The following is a 17,754-nucleotide window of genomic DNA, read 5'->3' as shown; positions in this document are numbered from 1 at the left end:
CGACCTTTGAACTCGGAACTTCGACCTCTGAACTCGGAAGTTCCACCTCTGAACTCGGAACTTCGACCTTTGAACTCGGAACTTCGACCTTTGAACTCGGAAGTTCCACTTCTGAACTCGGAACTTCGACCTTTGAACTCGGAACTTCGACCTTTGAACTCGGAAGTTCCACTTCTGAACTCGGAACTTCGACCTTTGAACTCGGAACTTCGACCTTTGAACTCGGAAGTTCCACCTCTGAACTCGGAACTTTGCCCTTTGAACTCGGAACTTCGACCTTTGAACTCGGAACTTTGCCCTTTGAACTCGGAACTTCGACTTTTGAACTCGGAATTTCAATCTTAGAACTCGAAATGTCGAGATTATAACTTGGAAACTCAGGCTTAAAACATAGAACGCAACACTTTTATTTATGAATATTCAATATAAATTCGATCAACCAGTACTTTTACAACAAACTCCTACTTGGTCACGAGCGATCGCTTGGACTATTATCGGAGTTAGCGCCTTCACCGTAATCTGGGCCTCAGTCTTCCAAATTGATGAATCAATTCATGCGACTGGCAAGTTAGAACCAAAGGGTGCAGTCAAAGAAATTCAGGCTCCGATTCATGGTGTTGTCAATGAGATTCTAGTCAAAGATGGTCAGCGAGTCAAAAAAGGTGAAACACTCGTTACCCTAGAAAAAACTTCTTCGGAGGCGGAGTTAACTTCATTAAAGCAAAGTCGAGCGGCTCAATTGCTGGCGAAACAGGCGCTAGAGCAAGAAAATGATTTCTATCGCCGTCAGCTTCAAGGGAACATATCACTACAGGAAGTGGCACAGCAAACTGCTCTGTTGAAAATTAAACCAGAACTTGCCTTTTTGACCAAGAGCCGAGCCGCGATTATTGCCGAAAACCAGTTGTACCGGACACAATTAAACGGTGCGACTGCTGGAAGTTCTCTCACAAGAGAGCAACAGTTACGCTTGCGAAATCGCCAAATAGAATTAGAATCGCGTTTAGCCACAGCTAATTTAGAAACGGGACAGACACAACAGCAATTTTTCCAGACTCAGGCAGAATTAAGTAGCGCTAAAGAGTTGCTGACAATTAATAAACAAATTCTCCGCAAGTTTGAACCTCTAGCGCAGCAGGGGGCGATTTCCCAGGTGCAGTACTTAAAACAACAGCAGGATGTCAGCACTAAACAAGCAGAAGTAATCCGATTGAATCGGGAACAGCAGCGATTACAATTAGCGATCGCACAGTCAAATGAAAAATTTCGCAATACTGCGGCTGTGTCTCAAGAAGACTTACTTGCCAAAATTACAGATAATGACAAAAACATTGCCGGAATTGACAGCCAATTAACCAAGGTAATTGTAGATAATCAAAAACGCCTCTATGAAATTAACGGTCAGATTGGAGAGATTGATAGTAAATTAACTCAGGCAGAACAAACCCTGAAATATCAGAAAATTACCGCACCCGTAGATGGAACCGTCTTTGAACTCAAAGCCAAAACAGCCGGATTTGTAGTGAATTCCAGCGAACCGCTTCTGAAACTCGTTCCTAGTGATAACTTGGTTGCTAACGTCTACATCACCAACCGCGACATCGGCTTTGTCAAAGAAGGACAACAAGTGGATGTGAGAATTGATTCCTTTCCCTTCCAAGAGTATGGTGATATCAAAGGCGAACTAGTTGAGATTGGCTCTGATGCCCTACCTCCAGACCAAGTTTATAATTTCTGGCGTTTTTCCGCAAAAGTCCGCTTACATGGGCAAAAGTTACTGATTAATCAGCGTCAAATTCCATTGCAATCAGGGATGTCTATTGATGCTAATGTGAAATTGCGTCAGCGCACAATTATGAGTATCTTCACTGATTTCTTAGTGCAAAAGACTGAAAGCTTAAAGTCTCTGCGCTGAACAAAATCTTTTTTAACAGCAATTTTCAAGCGTGAAACCCAGCATCTCATAAGTATGTGCGATCGCCTATTTCTGGAGCGCCTGTTGAAAAGTCTTGATCGCCTCTACGTGATTCACCATATTCATGCAACGTAACAACAAATCCAGATCGATTCCTTTCACCTCTTCACTACTAGAAACCTTTTCATAGTGAAGTGTATTGCCTTCTCCCCGCAGATGATAGACTTCTAACACACCATCTTCCCAAAACCACACTTCCTTAATCTTCAGCCGCTTGTATGCGTCCAGTTTGTTGATGCCACCACTAGAAAATACCACCTCGATCGCCAGATCGGGTAGCATCCGACCGGGAGAAAGTTTATAAGATTTATCTGCCTCTCGCTTGACGGCGACTGTTTCACTTTCCAGAGTCATTGAGCCAGTTGGAGTGAAGTCGAACCCTGTCATGAGCAGATAAAGCTCTAACAAAGCACCGATCCTTTCTTTAACGGTTTCGTGTGGTTCTCCAGGCATTCGTCGTATTTCCAGAATTCCATTCAGAAAAGAGAGCCGATATCCTGGACGGTCTAACAATTGCTCAACTGCTTTGAACTCTCTCCAGGTCATTCCCTCAAATAGAAGAGGTGATTCTTTTTTTGGTGTTGCTATCGTTGCTGGGGTCATTTGAGTCTCCAGTTTATTTCCAGATTAGAAATAATCAGGTTTGGAGGGCGATCGTTTCATTATTCTACTTGCATTGAGAGATGCGATCGCGATCGAAAGTGCTTGTTTTATCCTTACATTTCTAGCTTCCGGCCAACCATATACCACAAACCCACAGCATAGCGGATGTAATTGAGTTCTGTAAAACCTGCTTTCGCAAACTCATACTCGAAGTTGAAATGGATAAAGTCATCCAACCACGGTTCTTGAAAAGAAGCACTGAGGGCGTATTCACCCCGATAGGTGTCAGCATATAGTACCCAACCTCCAGGTTTGGTGATCCGGTACATTTCCTTAAGAATCTTAGGAGTCCACTCTTTAGGTGTCTCGTGAAAGAGTAGTGATGATGTGACAAGATCGAAGGAGTTGTCAGGGTAGCCAGTGTTACGAGCGTCCACCTGCTCGAACGATGCCCGCTCACTCAATCCAGCTTTGTTAAATTTGTGCTGACTAATCACCAGCATATAAGGTGAAACATCAGTAATGCGAAAAGTGGCCTGTGGAAACCGCTGTGCCAGTGCCAGCGCTCCACCAGCCGTACCTGCACCAAGCTCTAGCACCGTCTCAATTTGAGCGTCTTGAGGAATTAGTTCAGCCATGTTCTCGCGCAACTGCTGACAACTAACATTATGGCTGAGGGGAATAATGGCATCCATCACAGCATCCCAAGCTAAACACGACTGAGGGTTAGTGTAGGAATCAGTTGACCCATGAATGGGAGCGTGGATATAGTCAGGATAATATTCATGCTCAGTATGGTAGTCTTTGAGTTCCTCTTCCCAATTAATCGAGGCATATTCCTGCATTACTGAGGGCATGGCTGCGGTGACGCGTTGAATTATCTCGGTTCGATACGCTTGTTTTTTTTCTGCGTTCCATCTCGGCATAATCATCTCCTACTTACACTCGTTACTGGTGTTCCTAGATTCCAATCGGGGAACGAGAAATAAACTGCAAATATAATAGAGCAATACTCCAGACAGTTTTTAATTGAGCCAATTTACATATAGCTATCGATCCTTTAGGGTGCTGGTTAAAACAAACAAGCACTCCTTACGATAGCTATATGTAAATTGTACAGAGTACGTTACGCTGTCGCTAACCCTCTCTACATTTATTGGAGTATTGGAGAATTTATTTTTTGACATTCCTTAAGACCTGAAAATGGCAGGCGGAAATGAAGTTAACTGTTTAAATTTAAGTAAATACTGAAAAAAGTTTGAAAAATTCCGCTAAAGTCTTATTTAAAACAAACTTTATTCTTTTTACAAATGAATATAGAAGAAGCGCTAGTAATTTTAGATACATTTCTTGAACATGGCTTAAGTGATGTTCAAGAAATCATATTTCGTAAAGCTTGGGAAGGACAAACTTATCCAGATATTGCCGAAAGCTGTGGTTACGATGCCAATTATATAAAAGATGTTGGTTCTAAGTTATGGAAGCTACTTTCACAAGCTTTCGGGGAGGAAGTGACAAAAAGTAATTTTCGCTCAGTATTGAGACGGCGAGCGCAAAATAGCGTTATCTCAGAAAAACTACAACCTGTGCCAGCAGTCTTGAGACAGTCTCAGCCAACAAGCAGAGCCAAAGATGGGATATCAGCGTCTTCTTTGGTAATCGAAAAACAAGACGAGAGAAAAACCCCAGTCTCTAATCCCGACTTTTTAGAAAATCCTGGTGGTTCAGTACCCCTAAATTCCTTTTTTTACATAGAACGTCCGCCAATTGAAGAACGCACCTATACCGAAATCAATAAACCTGGAAGCCTAATCAGAATCAAAGCCCCCAGCAAAATGGGAAAAACATCCCTAATGCACAGGATTCTTACTCATACCAAACAGACTGGGGTACACACTGTACAGATTGGTTTACAGAGGGCAGATAGTCAAGTTTTCACTAGCTTAGAAAAATTCTTACGCTGGTTTTGTGCTAACGTCAGTCGGCAGTTGAACCTAGAAATCAGACTAGATGATTATTGGGATGAGGATATTGGTAGCAAAGTTAGCTGCACATTGTATTTACAGGAGTATTTGCTAGAAAAAATCGACGCTCCGGTAGTCTTAGCTTTGGATGAAGTGAATCGAATTTTTGAGTATCCAGAAATCTCTAGAGACTTTCTGCCGCTACTGCGTTCTTGGTATGAAGATGCTTCCGAATTAGAAATCTGGCAAAAACTGCGATTAGTAGTAGTTCATGCCACGGAAGCTTATATCCCGTTAGATATTAATCAATCACCTTTCAATGTGGGGCTGCCGATTAAGTTACCAGAATTTAGTTTAGAGCAGATGCAGGATTTGGCAGTGCGTCATGGATTGGATTGGGCTAAAGGTGAGAAAGGATTGGAAAAGCTGGCTCCGCTACGAGCAATGATTGGCGGTCATCCTTATTTAGCTCGTCTGGCTCTTTATAACCTGGGAAATCAAACAGTAACCCTAGAGCAGCTATTACAAGAGGCTCCCACAATCGCTGGTATTTATAGCAACTATTTACGGCATCATCTAGCCAATCTCCAAGAACATCCAGAACTTGCGATCGCACTCAAACGGGTAGTTACCTCTCCCACAAGTGTACAACTAGAAGCGATCGCTGCCTATAAATTAGAAAGTATGGGTCTGGTAAAACTTGAAGGAAATCAGGCAATGCCTAGCTGTGATTTGTATCAGCTATATTTCCAAGAGCAATTAACCTAAACGCTATGAATAAGTACGAATATCAAATTGGCGGTAGTCTCAAAGTCGATGCTCCTAGCTATGTAGAACGGCAGGCTGACTTTGAACTTTATAATGCTTTAATTCAAGGCGAATTTTGTTATGTATTTAGTTCCCGACAAATGGGGAAATCTAGCTTGCGATTACAAACAAGACACCGATTAGAACAAGCAGGCTACAGTTGTGCATCTATCGACATGACTCGCATCGGCAACGGTAATATTACTCCTGCTCAATGGTATAAGGGCATAGTAGTTGACTTATTAAGGAGCTTTAATCTCTTTAGCAAAGTTAATATAAAAGCCTGGTGGTCGGAGCGTGAAGATTTACCTGCATTACAGCGATTGAGCCAGTTTGTTGAAGACATTTTGTTAGTTGAACTAAAAACTGAAAAAATATTTATTTTTATTGATGAAATTGATAGTGTTTTAGGTTTAAATTTTCCGGTAGTCGATTTTTTTACTTTAATTCGCTCCTGCTACAATCAACGAGCCGAAAATCCCGAATATAACCGTCTAACTTGGGCGCTGTTCGGAGTCGCAACCCCTTCAGATTTGATTGCCGATCGCAACTGTACCCCATTTAATATTGGTAAATCTATTGAACTGCACGGCTTTAATTTATCGGAAGTTCAGCCATTAGCGGCAGGTTTAGAAAGTAAAGTAGCTAATCCGATGGCAGTTCTCAAAGAAATTTTAGCTTGGACAAATGGGCAGCCATTTCTAACTCAAAAGCTATGTCAGATAGTAGTGCAAGAAAGAACCTGTGGAAGTAAAAATGTTGAAGATCACAGAAGTATAGAAGTTGATGAGCGTTATAAATTGGATAACCATTTACCGATTATTAATCAACATCTGATAAATTTTTATTACCAATTCCCCTTATTAATTTTAGAAAAACTAGTGCAAACCCATATTATTGAGAAATGGGAAGCCAAAGACGATCCAGAGCATTTGAAAACAATCCGCGATCGCTTGCTGAGAAATGAGCAGCGTGCTGGAGGTTTGCTAGGACTTTACCAGCAAATTTTACAAGGGATTCAGATAGCTAGTGATGATGGAGAAGAACAAATAGAACTGCTGTTATCGGGCTTAGTAACCAAGCAGCAAGGGCAACTAATAGTAAAAAATCGGATTTATGAAGAGGTTTTTAACCAAACTTGGGTAGAAAAACAATTAGCAAAATTACGACCTTACTCCCAAGCATTCAACGCTTGGGTAATCTCAGGACACAGTGATAATTCCCGACTATTACGCGGGACAGCTTTACATGAAGCTCTAGCTTGGTCGCAAGGCAAAAGCTTGAGTGATTTAGATTATCAGTTTTTAGCAGCTAGCCAAGAATGCGATCGGCGAGAAGTTGAGACATGGTTAGAAGCAGAACGAACTAAAGAAGTTAAAGCTAGACTAGTTCAAGAGCAAAAAGCAGCTAGATTTCAAAGATTATTTTTTATAGGCGCGTTCGGTTGGGCATTAATAGTTGTTTTAGGATTGGGAATGGTGACTTTCGAGTATAAAAAGCACTGTTCAGTGACTTCAAAGCAATTACTAGATCAACCTTGAACTGAACACAAAATAATTCTACTCATGAAAAATTACTCAATTTAGGTGGCAGCCGTTATATTACTCTTGAATATGCTCAAACAGAATTTTGAGATATTTATCTAGAGATTTAGCAGGTGTTTCTTTTCTCCACGCGGCAGTCGAGCGCCCATAGCGGATCGGATGGTGGAGCGGCATAAACACAACTTTGGAATGAGGTAGGGAGGCTCCTTCTTTCGGCATCACTGAGACCTTGCGGGGCTACAAAAAGGGCTAGGATGCAGATAAAATAAGCCTCATAGCCCTCTCCCCTTGCTGGTAGTACTTACGCTTATTAGGATTTAGTGTCAATAATTTGGCGACTAATTCATAAGAATTTTCCATAAAATTGACCCAGTTAGATCCATATAATCCAATATAAAAACTACTATGTCGTCGAACAATCCGCCCAGATTCTTTAATTCGTCCGACATATTTTTGAACACCCATACGTTTAATTTTTTGACCAGATATAGTTGCAGCGGTATAGGCAAGTGAGATTAATAATATTAATGAAATTAGCCGTTGTCCTGATACATTAGTATCTTCTAAGTTGTAACCACCACTCTTAAAATCTCTAAACATCTCTTCAATATCAAACCGTTTTTTATAAGCTTTAATACTCGCCTCTAAAGTATCAAAATTAGTGAGAATAAACGCTTTTAACTATGGGAAACCATATTTCTTCAACATTTATGTAATTCAGAGATAAAAAACGTTGAATCTTTTTTCTTCTACTCTCAAACAATATTGGAATAGGTAAAGCTGTAGCCAATGTCTCAAGGCTTACAGTTTTAATAGATTGTAATAAATTTATCAGGATTTTTAGTAATAAATATTCTGCACGTCCCAATTCTCGCTTGAGGTTTGTTTCGTAGAATTCTGGTAACATTATCATTAAATAGAGCTTATTGAGAATTAATGCTCTTTTTCTTTTACCATAAATTGCTACACTACTTGCCATATATCTATTCCAGGGTATTTTGTCTCCCCTCAAGCCTTGTTCCCAGTCTAAAGACTGGGAACGACTTTTAAGAGGCTCTGCCTCTGGTCAAGAAAGAGGAGGCGGAGCCTCGCAAAATGGTTTCCCAGCCTGGAGGCTGGGAACGAGGCAAAATTACGATTTTAGTAGCCTTTTTGGAGACGGCTTTTACCGCATTTGGCATGATGATTTTACACGGGTTTCTGAGTCTAAAACAGGTGTTTAAAGCCGTCTCGAACAATGCGATCGCTATCCTCAAAACTTTGAAATGTCATAGTTACTCACACCAGAAATTGCGGTTTATATGAATTCGCCAACAGAGTCTTAACCCTCCCTAATAATCTGGGTTTTTTCCTCTCTTTTTGCAAAATTGGGATGCTCCCGTTTTCTGGCGATATTTTTTGTCATGTTACTATTAAGTCTAAACCTTATATGTTTACCCATAGCTAAGACCGCGAAAAAAGAGATGAAAGTGATAATGTTTGCTATCACAGTCTCAGTAGGAATCTCAGCAATCATAGGATTGCTCTGGGCAATAATTTATCTACTGTATAGCCAAAATATTCAAATAAATCTCAACTTATTCTTATACTCATTTTTGGGAGGATTGCTTGGTGGAATCGTTGGTGTTTTTATTGGTCATTTAGTTGGTTCGAGGGAATATAAAGAAGCCACAGGTGGTTTATTTATTGGCGGTGAAGGCATAGTCTGGTTCTGTTGGATTTTTCTTTTCTGGATTATAGGCATTATTGAAGGAGCAGTTTTAGGAGGATTGATTTTCATCAGATTTTATTCATAATCCGTTCTGGATAAATACGTGTTTTTAGCTCTATTCGTGCGTATTTTTTGATTTTTTGTCTAATTCAAGCTGTTATGTGTTTAACTAGGAACTTTTACGGTTCATAATACTATACATATATAAATGAAAACTCAAAGTGTCATAGCAATCGTAACGATTCCAACAGTAATTTTAGGAATGCTTGGAGCGATTTGGGCAATATTTTATTTCAGATATACCCCAAATATTCAGGCAAGTTTGGAATTGTTTTTTTACTTCTTGTGTGCCGGTTTAATTGCTGGAATAGTTGGTCTAATTATTGGTTTTTTATTTAAGTCGATACTTTATTAAAGTATCAGCTTTGCAACGGACATTATTAGAAGGTTTTTTGAGAGAGAGTACGCTACTAGTACTTATCTGTTCATGCCCAAATAGCATTTAGAATAAACCCTCTATCTCAGCAAATTTCCGCAAGCGTGGTAGACACTGCCGTTGATAGAAACTGCTTAATGTCGCAATTGACAGCCCAAAGTCTTTAGATAATTCTTTCCAGCTAACTTCCGGGGGTAAGCGTTTGAGAATTAATACCTGACAATTTACGTCTGGACGCCCTTTAATGTGAGTACTACGTAGTTCCATATCCGAGTCTGTCTCCACCCATATCTCCAGGTTTTCCAAAATGGGAGGTGCTTGGGGGGTAGCTGGTATATTATCTATCGGGTCAATAGTTTCACCAATCTCACCCGACTTAGACTGATGAACCCTAAAGGAGACTGTTGTGGCTTTTTCCCGGTTTTGGTTGAGATAAAAATCTTGTAGTCTGCGTTTTAGGTAAGCATCTAGCCAATTAATCACGCTACCTTGAGTGGAGTCATAGGCTTGACCTGTCAGACCATCACAAACGTTGCGGCAGAAATACAACCAAGTTTGTTGCAGTGCGTCTTGATAGTAGGGGGTATTTTCCTTCCAGAGTTTACCTTCTGTCAAACGAATGATTTGCGTGAGCAACTTCTGACGTTGATGGCTTCCAGGTGGATGTCTACGGGCTTGGGCAACTAAGGATGTTAGCTGTTCATTTAGATGCTCCTTAACTGAGGTGCTAGACAACAGATGCTTGACTTCTTGGTTTACTGGTAGTGAATGACTCTGAATGTCTAAATCAGTAGTAACATCTGCTACAGTAAAAGAATTGTTGCTTACCTCACCAGTTTTAACAGCAATGCTATCCATATTTCCTTGCTCACAGACCTGAATACAACGATAAATTGCTTCTTCAGGCGGGATGAAATCTTGGTTTATAGTATTTTTTAGCATTTTATTTTCTTTCCTCAAATTTATTTATTCTGGATACTTTGCAAGCTTGATGCAGTACCCAAGCCGCTCTTTGCTTGATTTTTGATGCTGTCATTATCTGTCAGATATTAGAGGTAATAACAGCATGGTTGCAATGGGCAATACCCTTTTGCTCACCGACTCCACTCAATCCACATAATCAGCTTAGTAGGAGGACATAATTAAATGTAAAATGCAAACCAGAAGAACTTGTTGCTGTTGGGGTTTTCCCTTCTGCCTCTACTTATTAGACGTTCTTGAGGTTTTGGATTGAAGTTTACTTTGACCATACCTTTAATTTAAGTGAATTACTCACTTTTAACAGTATGAAAAAGTCATAATTTGTCAGGATTTTTGCCGTCAAACTTTTATTAATTTATGTAAAAAATGTCGGTAACGTCAGAAAAAATTTTTCCCACCTGTGTTAGCAGTTTTGGATTAGAAGCCTTAACTAAAGGTATCTTTCAGCAATCTCAGACTACTTATACATTTACAGAATTTTTGATCCAAGCTACTTTATTTGCTTGTTGAAATGGTGTTAGTTGGAGGTGAGATCGCGGACACTAGCACAATGATACTCCTGTCCGTTTAACTCTAGATAATTGACAGTTATTTCCACGGCTATGTCCTGACCATCTTGGGTTCGTTGGCTAGACTCAAAAGTAAGAGAGGCTTTTTCTCTAACGTCCTGCCAGTGCGATCGCCAAGCAATCGTCGAAAAATTTGGATTTATATCGTAAACAGTCATGGTCAGCAATTGTGCGCGGGAGTAGCCAAGATGACGACAGGCGGCTTCATTCACGTAAACAAGCTGGGCATCCGAATTGACAAAAAAGATAGAATCCTTAAATTTGTCTAGATAAAACTGACTGAGGCGCAGTTCTGATTCTGCTTTTTGGCGATCGCTAATTTCCTGTTGCAAAAGGATATTTTGCTGGGTCAGTTGTTTTTGCAACCTTCGGATAGTCAAGTTATTTTCTACACGCGCAAAAACCTCTTCTTCACTAAAAGGTTTGGTAATATAATCCACTCCCCCGACAGCAAAAGCTTTAACTTTGTCAAAAACTTCATCCAAGGCGCTAATAAAAATCACTGGAATGTCGCGGGTTTTCTCTGAGGCTTTCAAATGTTGACAGACTTCATAACCATTCATTTCTGGCATCATGATGTCAAGCAAAATTAAATCGGGCGGTGCAGCTTGTGCTGTTTTCAAAGCCGTTTGTCCGTTAATAACTCTCCGAATTTCATAGCCAACCTGAGTTAGCATAGCGGATAAAAGTCGCAAATTATCAGGTGTATCATCAACAACAAGAATATTTGCTTTTGTTAGCTGAACTTGATGGTTATCCATATTTATTAGAACTAATTTATTAAAAAAGAATTCAGGAATCAGAAATCAGAATTCAGAGGATGTTTGAAAAGTTTTCTTCTCGGTAACAAAACGTTCTAGATCCCCCTAAATCCCCTTTAAAAAGGGATACTTTGATTCCGGTTCCCCCCTTAAAAAGGGGGGCTAGGGGGGATCAGTTAGTGCCTAAAATCACAGCCAACCACCTTTCAAACAACCTCTCAGAATTTAATTAAAGTCCGACTGGTGAATGGGTTTAAGATCCCCACCAAATCTTCTGGTGCATTCGCTACACTAAGATTTAGCGATGTTTAATTAGTGACGTATCTTATATCAAGTCTGGCTAATTAGTTATGATTTCCACAGTCATTGCACCCCACGAGCCAGATGCGTTTAATAAGTAATCAAGCAGACATCATATCAATCCCCCACTTTCTTGTTCTCACTCCTAAATTCTGAATTTTGAATTTTGAATTTTGACTTCTAAATTTTGATTCAAAAATCATTTTTTACGATTGTGTTAAATCAATAACTTTATCAATGCGAAAGTTATTAACCCAATCAGACAGAGTGTTTGTCAAAAAAGCAGATTCTTCAGGAATTTGCTCAAGCAAGCTAAAAATCAGCTTTTCATCAGTACACAGTGCCGCTTGGTGGAGTTGTGCTACCCACTCAGTAGGCATCTGAGCTAGCATCTCTTCTAATGATAAAAGTTTAAGGTCGGAATTTTCGGTAAATTCGTCTTTTTGAAGGGGTTTCTCTTCATATACATAACGCACCCCTAAATATTTAGACATCATATTCAAGATTACTTCCTCTCGAAACGGCTTACGCACAAAATCGTTGCAGCCTGCCGATAAAACCACAAAGCGTTCCTCGTCAAAAGCACTAGCAGTTAGGGCAATAATGACAGTAGCTTGACCTTTTAAAGTAGCTCTAATTTGTTTAGTAGCTTCATACCCATCCATTACAGGCATCCGCATATCCATCCAAATCAGTTGTGGTTCCCAAGTTTCCCAAAGAGTCACCCCTTCTTGACCATTTTCAGCATGACGTACCTCGAAGCCAAGGGATACTAGCATCTTGACTAAGAGCTCGCGATTTTCCCATTTATCTTCAACTACTAAGATTCGGTATTTTGGTTGATTAGGCTCTAAACCAATTATTCGTCGTTTTAGCTGTCGAATTGGAGCTTCAGCTACTTCTGCTAGACTAATTTGGAGATCGAAAGAAAAAATCGTTCCTTGTCCCAAAGTACTGCTAACAGTAATACTTCCCCCCATTAGATGCACAAATTGTTGGCTAATAGTTAAACCCAAACCTGTTCCTTGCTGAGATTTCTGACCTGCTTCTGTTTGAACAAAGGGTTTAAACAACTTTTCAATTTCGGCAGGTGCAATCCCTGTCCCGGTATCTTCAACTTCAAAATGAAGCCAGAAGAATGAAGGATGGGAGTTTTTTATTGCTTGTGCAGATTCTTGCTGCTGTAGTCTACTTTCTTCCTTCATCCTGACTCGCAAACTCACGCCACCTTCTTGAGTAAATTTGATAGCATTACCAAGGAGGTTAATTAAGATTTGACGCAATTTACTTTCATCTGTATGCACATATCTAGGAACTTCCGGTCTACGTTCAAACATCAACTGTAAACCTTTGGTTTCCGCTTTAATTTGAAACATCTCTTCAAGTGAATCAAGTAGAGTGTACAAGTCAAAGCTATTGTTATTCAGTGTCGTTAAACCCGCCTCAATTTTGGACATTGACAACACATCATTAATCAAGGTAAGCAAATGTTCTCCACTGCGACTGATAATTTCTAAATGTTCCAACTGAGAAGTATTGATAGAAGAATCGCGCATCATTAGCTGAGTAAAGCCAAGGATGCTGTTAAGGGGAGTACGAAGTTCGTGACTCATGTTTGCGAGAAATTCGCTTTTGGCACGATTGGCAGTTTCGGCTTCTTTGGCTTTTACTTCTAATCTATGGCTGTAATTCTCTAACTGTTCGCCAGAGATTTTTAACTGTCGCGTTAGCCAAGACACTCCAATCAATAGAAATCCCATTGATAAGAATCCCACTAGCATCATCGTTCCTGCTAATCGCTGAGCCGGCGCAAAGGCTTCTTCCTGGTTCATCTCCACCATTAAGGCTAAGTCTTGGTCGTTGAGCCAGTGATATACCCCAATTACTAACACTCCAGCATAGTTTGGATAAAGTCCTTGACCACTAATTCCACCCATTGCTGAATCAATACCTTGGCTGCTAACTCCTTGAGAAAAGTCCGGTGTTTCATCTTTATCTTTAGAAATAAAAGCGTTTTTAGTTACTAAAGAACCAACTAAATAAGTTTCTCCACTCTTACCTAAGCCTGTACGTTCCCGTACAATTTGATCTATTCTGCCTAAATTTAGATCGGCTAAAAGAACACCTTGGCGTATCTTGGCTGCATCACGTAGAGGAGTTGCAAAAGTCACTGATGGCTTACCAGTAATCGGTGAGGCATAAAAGATGGGGGCAAAAGAGTCTCCTGGCTGAATCTGTTCAATATAGGTGATGTTAGCTGAAATTTCATATTGACCTTCACGCTGTTTATTAGTAGATAAAATAATCCGATTGCTCCGGTCAAGAATGGAAATTTCTCCCAGACTTGGCTTAATTTTAGCCATATTTGCGAGATAATCTGAGAGAACTTTGTAAGCTTTACGATAATTTGCGTCGGCGGGTTTGGAATTTAAAAGTATTTGAAAATTATTTTGTACGTCTGGAAACTGAGTTACTAGGAGAAAGTCTCGTTCTTGGTCTTCAAACCAACGGGTAATTTCTTCTTCTTTCAGGGTAGCAGCAGCACTGAGTCGTTCAAAAGCAGCTTGCTTCAAAGCTTCCCTCGCATTGATAAAAGCAAATCCTCCTACTACACCTACAGTTACCAAGGATAGGAATAAGAAGGAACTGGCAACTTTAATAGTTAGGTGCTGATTCCAGAAGTTCATATATTTACAACTTGTTTCTTATTCTAAAAATATTTATCTTTTTTATTATTCATGCAGATAGGTTATTCCTTTAGTTAATTTGAAGAAGGCAGGAGGCAGAGGGCAGAAGGCAGAAGGAACAATTGGGCGAGGATTCAGACTCCAATTGTAAGCGCCGTGTAAACGACGGGGTTTTAAACCCTTGTTCCCAACTCTTGGAGACGCACTCGCGTTCGGTCACAGCCAGAGGACTGTTGCAGCATTTCCTTCTGCCTCCTGCCTCCTGCCCTCTGCCTTTCTGGATAAATAATTATTGATTACCATTGAGCAAAAATTTGTTTGATCTGCTTAATTGCTTCATCAGTTGCTTGCTCTGGAGAAATTTTATCTACAATTATTCGATTAAGAGCTTTTCCCCAGATATTCTCCTCTAACACTACGCTGTATGCCGGGTTTTGGACATAATAAAACAACCGCGTTGAACCTTCCGTTACGGTCTTGACCGCAGTTGAAACGTGTGGGTCATCTGGGTTTTTCCAAAATGGGTCTTGCCAAAGTGTGTTGATGACAGGTAAATTACAACCTCCAGCAGCTTTCAGATACTTACCTATCACCTGTGATTGGGTGAGATATGCAAGAAAATCCAAAGCTTTTTTCTGTTGCTGGGAATCGGCGAACAAAACTGCTTGCCGAAGTGTGAGTAGATAACGCATTGGCTTGCCGTTGGGTTTGTTGGGAAGTTTTAAAATACCAAGCTTATGGCGATAGGTGTCGGGATCTTGGCGCACAGAGCAAGGAATTGAGAGGGTGTTGTTAGGAGTCATTACCAACACACGGTTGAGCAAGCTGCGATTATTATCTGGATTTAACCAATTGAGTGCATCTGGTGGCACATAACCTTGTTGGTAAAATTTGGTATACCAATCTAATGCCTGGACAATTTTTTGTCTGACCTTTGGATCGTCGATCAGGAGTTTACCCTTGGAGTCGAGAATTTGCACATCGTATGCTTCTAAAATATGCTCAAAAAAGATGTAGGTATCTGAAGCTCCAGTAGAAAAAGGAAAACCTAACCCATAAATATCCTGTTTTTGCTGTTTTGCCCGCACATCATTTTGTACTTGTTTCCAAAACTGCCAAAAACCATCCCAATCTTTGGGGATATCGTTTTCACTGCGACCTATTTGCTCTAGCAAGTCTCGCCAGTAAAAAATATGAACCGTTGCCTGATTAATTGGAACTGCATAGTAGCTTCGCTTTTTTGCAGCATTATTATAATAATTAACAGCTTGCAGAGCATATTCAGGATAAAGATTTTTGACTGGCTCAATTACATCCGTTACATCCGCTAGTTTCCCTTCCCAAGCCAGATATGGATTCAAGGCTCTCTCAGCGCCGTAACTCATCATGATATCGGGTGGATTACCCGCGTGAATGGCCCTACGCGCCTTCTGCGGTAACTCATCGCCGATATAGAAGGAAAGCTTGACTTGATTACCAGTTTGTTTTTCCCAGTTGCCCACCAACTGCTTGATTGCTTCATCCTCATCCACAGTAAAACCTTTATCCCACCAAATCTTTAAAACTGTGTTGTCAGTAGGGGAATGGGTGACTGAAGATTGGTTTAATTGAGAGGTGTTAGTACAAGCAATAATTATCAAGCTGAGTGTCAATACGATGAACACATATCTGCGATAATGGTGATATTGCGGCTGATTATGAAAGCCTTTAGCAATTTCACTAGCTTTTCTTTTAAATATCATCTTTATAAAAGCTTACTGCCATTGGTCAAAAATTTGCTTAATTCGTGCGATCGCTTCATCAGCTGCTTGCTCTAGAGAAATTTTATCTACAACAATTCGATTGAGCGCCTTACCCCAGACATTATCTTTCAAAACCAAGCTATAGGATGGGTTTTGGACAAAATAAAATGGGCGAGTTTCTCTGTTGAGAAATATATTAATGGCAGTCGAGAGATAGGGATCTTTGGAATTTTTCCAAAAAGGATCTTCCCATGCCGATGTTAAAACTGGTAAATGACGACCTCCAGAAGCCTTGAGATAATTTCCCATCACTTCTGGTTGTATTAAGTATGCAAGAAACTCCTTAGCTAGTTTCTGTTTCTGAGAATCGGCAAATAAAAACGCTTCCTTAACCGTAATTAAGTAGCGCATTGGCAAGCCATTAGGTTTATTTGGAAACTCTAAGATACCAAGCTTTTGATAATATGTATCAGGGTTTTGCCGCACAGCAGCAGGAATTGAAAGCGAGTTGTTAGGAGTCATAACCACGCTTTGATTGAGTAAGCTGCGATTATTATCTGGATTCAACCAATTTATAGCATCTGGTGGGACGTAGCCTTGCTGATAAAAATTTGTGTACCATTTTAAGCTGTTAATAATACCTTGACGCACTTGCGGCTCGTCAAGGAGCAGTTTATCCATAGAATCTAAAATTTGCACGTCGTATGCTTCTAAAATCTGCTCAAATAAGTAGTATGTATCAGCAGAACTAATGCCGAAGGTAAATCCTAATCCATAAATATTCTGTTTTTTATCTGGTATTTGTTTTGTCCGCAAGTCATCCTGTATTTGTTTCCAAAACTCCCAGAAAGCATCCCAATTTTTTGGTATATCACTTTCTTTACGACCTATTTGCTTTAGCAAATCTCGCCAGTAAAAAATGTGAATAGTTGCTTGGCTCATTGGCAGAGCATAGTAGCTTCGCTTTTGAGTAACATTGTTATAAGACTGAACAGTTTTAAGGATTTCTTCCGGGTAAAAACTCTTAAGTGGCTCAATTACATCTGATACATCTGCTAGTTTGCCTTCCCAACTTAAACGGGGAATAATTTCTCGATCGGCAGTATAACTGGTAACAATATCAGGTAGGTTGCCAGCCTGAATTTCTCTTTGAATCTTCCGTGTTAGCTCATCTGTGGAATATAAAGAAAGCTTGATTTTGTTGCCGGTTTGTTTTTCCCACTCACTAACTAGTTGCTTGAGAGCTTCATCCTCTTCCTGAGTAAAACCTTTATCCCACCAAATCCTTAAATCGGTAGTTTCACTGGATAACTTATTAAGTGGGGAAGGGGAGGATTGATATGTGTTAGTGCAAGCAACAATTATCAAGCAGAGGATTAATGCGATGAGTGCGTAGCGACGGTTGGTTAGTCTTGGTACTACGCTAAAAGCTTCTTTAGCTCTCTGCTGACTCTTCAAGACTTGAGTAATCTGACTGGCTTTTTTTCTGGACACCACACTTCTAGAGCTGATATTTAAACTGAATAGATATACTCAATTTAAGGCTTTTTGTCGATCTCTCAATAATTTACAAGCGATCGCTCTTAAAAGAAATAGGCAATTGCTTCCTCCTTGAACCGATTGAAGTAATTATTCAAATGCGAGGTGCTGAATATAACACCTCGCATTCTGAAG

Annotated in this window: 15 protein-coding genes and 1 pseudogene; 7 read left to right on the top strand and 9 right to left on the bottom strand. The window is 40.1% G+C overall.

Annotation, left to right across the window (positions count from 1 at the left end; genetic code table 11):
* The first annotated feature begins 6 nt into the window (after nt 1-6).
* Both AC1F2U_RS22675 and AC1F2U_RS22670 read left to right on the top strand, forming a co-directional pair.
* Entirely contained in the window at nt 7-345 is a 339-nt protein-coding gene (locus AC1F2U_RS22675; protein ID WP_480263122.1) for a hypothetical protein, read from the top strand.
* A gap of 67 nt (nt 346-412) precedes the next feature.
* Nucleotides 413-1,915 carry a beta-barrel domain-containing protein gene (locus AC1F2U_RS22670; RefSeq protein ID WP_480263121.1) on the top strand — a complete coding sequence of 501 codons (1,503 nt, stop codon included), beginning with the start codon at nt 413-415 and terminating at the stop codon, nt 1,913-1,915.
* A gap of 66 nt (nt 1,916-1,981) precedes the next feature.
* On the opposite strand, the gene AC1F2U_RS22665 is transcribed toward AC1F2U_RS22670, so the two are convergent.
* Nucleotides 1,982-2,578: a Uma2 family endonuclease gene (locus AC1F2U_RS22665; protein ID WP_334922894.1), complete on the bottom strand. Its 597-nt coding sequence runs from the start codon at nt 2,576-2,578 to the stop codon at nt 1,982-1,984.
* Between the two features lie 113 nt (nt 2,579-2,691).
* Nucleotides 2,692-3,504 (bottom strand): class I SAM-dependent methyltransferase, encoded by an 813-nt coding sequence (locus AC1F2U_RS22660; protein WP_480263120.1) that lies wholly within the window; start codon nt 3,502-3,504, stop codon nt 2,692-2,694.
* Between the two features lie 384 nt (nt 3,505-3,888).
* Between AC1F2U_RS22660 and AC1F2U_RS22655 the strand changes: the two genes are divergently transcribed.
* Both AC1F2U_RS22655 and AC1F2U_RS22650 read left to right on the top strand, forming a co-directional pair.
* A complete protein-coding gene (locus AC1F2U_RS22655) occupies nt 3,889-5,310 on the top strand; it encodes an AAA-like domain-containing protein (protein ID WP_480263118.1) in 1,422 nt (473 codons plus the stop codon).
* Between the two features lie 5 nt (nt 5,311-5,315).
* Entirely contained in the window at nt 5,316-6,890 is a 1,575-nt protein-coding gene (locus tag AC1F2U_RS22650; RefSeq protein ID WP_480263116.1) for an AAA-like domain-containing protein, read from the top strand.
* A gap of 60 nt (nt 6,891-6,950) precedes the next feature.
* Here the strand turns inward: AC1F2U_RS22650 and AC1F2U_RS22645 are convergent, their stop codons facing one another.
* Both AC1F2U_RS22645 and AC1F2U_RS22640 read right to left on the bottom strand, forming a co-directional pair.
* Nucleotides 6,951-7,112, bottom strand: a complete 162-nt coding sequence (locus AC1F2U_RS22645) for a hypothetical protein (protein WP_480263115.1) — start codon at nt 7,110-7,112, stop codon at nt 6,951-6,953.
* Nucleotides 7,113-7,142: 30 nt separating this feature from the next.
* Nucleotides 7,143-7,800 (bottom strand): annotated as a pseudogene (locus AC1F2U_RS22640) (transposase family protein).
* Between the two features lie 188 nt (nt 7,801-7,988).
* On the opposite strand from AC1F2U_RS22640, the gene AC1F2U_RS22635 reads away from it, so the two are divergent.
* From AC1F2U_RS22635 to AC1F2U_RS22625, 3 genes are all read left to right on the top strand, one after another.
* Nucleotides 7,989-8,198, top strand: a complete 210-nt coding sequence (locus tag AC1F2U_RS22635) for a hypothetical protein (protein ID WP_480263114.1) — start codon at nt 7,989-7,991, stop codon at nt 8,196-8,198.
* A 170-nt stretch (nt 8,199-8,368) separates the two neighbouring features.
* Nucleotides 8,369-8,689 (top strand): hypothetical protein, encoded by a 321-nt coding sequence (locus tag AC1F2U_RS22630; RefSeq protein ID WP_480263113.1) that lies wholly within the window; start codon nt 8,369-8,371, stop codon nt 8,687-8,689.
* 123 nt (nt 8,690-8,812) lie between these two features.
* Nucleotides 8,813-9,019, top strand: coding sequence for a hypothetical protein (locus AC1F2U_RS22625; protein ID WP_480263112.1), 207 nt, complete (start codon nt 8,813-8,815; stop codon nt 9,017-9,019).
* 87 nt (nt 9,020-9,106) lie between these two features.
* Here AC1F2U_RS22625 and AC1F2U_RS22620 read toward each other — a convergent pair whose 3' ends face one another.
* The 5 genes from AC1F2U_RS22620 to AC1F2U_RS22600 all read right to left on the bottom strand — a co-directional run bounded on the left by AC1F2U_RS22620 (nt 9,107) and on the right by AC1F2U_RS22600 (nt 17,574).
* Nucleotides 9,107-9,775: a sigma-70 family RNA polymerase sigma factor gene (locus AC1F2U_RS22620; protein ID WP_480263141.1), complete on the bottom strand. Its 669-nt coding sequence runs from the start codon at nt 9,773-9,775 to the stop codon at nt 9,107-9,109.
* 763 nt (nt 9,776-10,538) lie between these two features.
* Complete coding sequence (locus AC1F2U_RS22615) at nt 10,539-11,351, bottom strand: response regulator (protein ID WP_480263111.1); 813 nt, start codon at nt 11,349-11,351, stop codon at nt 10,539-10,541.
* A gap of 506 nt (nt 11,352-11,857) precedes the next feature.
* Complete coding sequence (locus AC1F2U_RS22610) at nt 11,858-14,338, bottom strand: hybrid sensor histidine kinase/response regulator (RefSeq protein ID WP_480263109.1); 2,481 nt, start codon at nt 14,336-14,338, stop codon at nt 11,858-11,860.
* A gap of 296 nt (nt 14,339-14,634) precedes the next feature.
* Nucleotides 14,635-16,080, bottom strand: a complete 1,446-nt coding sequence (locus tag AC1F2U_RS22605) for a sugar ABC transporter substrate-binding protein (protein ID WP_480263108.1) — start codon at nt 16,078-16,080, stop codon at nt 14,635-14,637.
* A 12-nt stretch (nt 16,081-16,092) separates the two neighbouring features.
* On the bottom strand, nt 16,093-17,574 hold the full coding sequence (locus AC1F2U_RS22600) for an ABC transporter substrate-binding protein (protein WP_480263106.1): 1,482 nt from the start codon (nt 17,572-17,574) through the stop codon (nt 16,093-16,095).
* Nucleotides 17,575-17,754 lie beyond the last annotated feature (180 nt).

The organism is Nostoc sp. LEGE 12454 (assembly GCF_056620565.1).
The sequence above is the reverse complement of the archived record's forward strand: the minus strand, read 5'-3'. Positions and strand labels throughout refer to the sequence as shown.

Excerpts from the sequence above, each read along its gene's own strand:
- AC1F2U_RS22605 (WP_480263108.1), bottom strand. The coding sequence starts at position 16,080 with ATGATATTTAAAAGAAAAGCTAGTGAAATTGCTAAAGGCTTTCATAAT.
- AC1F2U_RS22635 (WP_480263114.1), top strand. The coding sequence starts at position 7,989 with ATGGTTTCCCAGCCTGGAGGCTGGGAACGAGGCAAAATTACGATTTTA.
- AC1F2U_RS22625 (WP_480263112.1), top strand. The coding sequence starts at position 8,813 with ATGAAAACTCAAAGTGTCATAGCAATCGTAACGATTCCAACAGTAATT.
- AC1F2U_RS22655 (WP_480263118.1), top strand. The coding sequence starts at position 3,889 with ATGAATATAGAAGAAGCGCTAGTAATTTTAGATACATTTCTTGAACAT.
- AC1F2U_RS22650 (WP_480263116.1), top strand. The coding sequence starts at position 5,316 with ATGAATAAGTACGAATATCAAATTGGCGGTAGTCTCAAAGTCGATGCT.
- AC1F2U_RS22610 (WP_480263109.1), bottom strand. The coding sequence starts at position 14,338 with ATGAACTTCTGGAATCAGCACCTAACTATTAAAGTTGCCAGTTCCTTC.
- AC1F2U_RS22665 (WP_334922894.1), bottom strand. The coding sequence starts at position 2,578 with ATGACCCCAGCAACGATAGCAACACCAAAAAAAGAATCACCTCTTCTA.
- AC1F2U_RS22645 (WP_480263115.1), bottom strand. The coding sequence starts at position 7,112 with ATGCCGAAAGAAGGAGCCTCCCTACCTCATTCCAAAGTTGTGTTTATG.
- AC1F2U_RS22630 (WP_480263113.1), top strand. The coding sequence starts at position 8,369 with ATGTTTGCTATCACAGTCTCAGTAGGAATCTCAGCAATCATAGGATTG.
- AC1F2U_RS22615 (WP_480263111.1), bottom strand. The coding sequence starts at position 11,351 with ATGGATAACCATCAAGTTCAGCTAACAAAAGCAAATATTCTTGTTGTT.
- AC1F2U_RS22670 (WP_480263121.1), top strand. The coding sequence starts at position 413 with ATGAATATTCAATATAAATTCGATCAACCAGTACTTTTACAACAAACT.
- AC1F2U_RS22660 (WP_480263120.1), bottom strand. The coding sequence starts at position 3,504 with ATGCCGAGATGGAACGCAGAAAAAAAACAAGCGTATCGAACCGAGATA.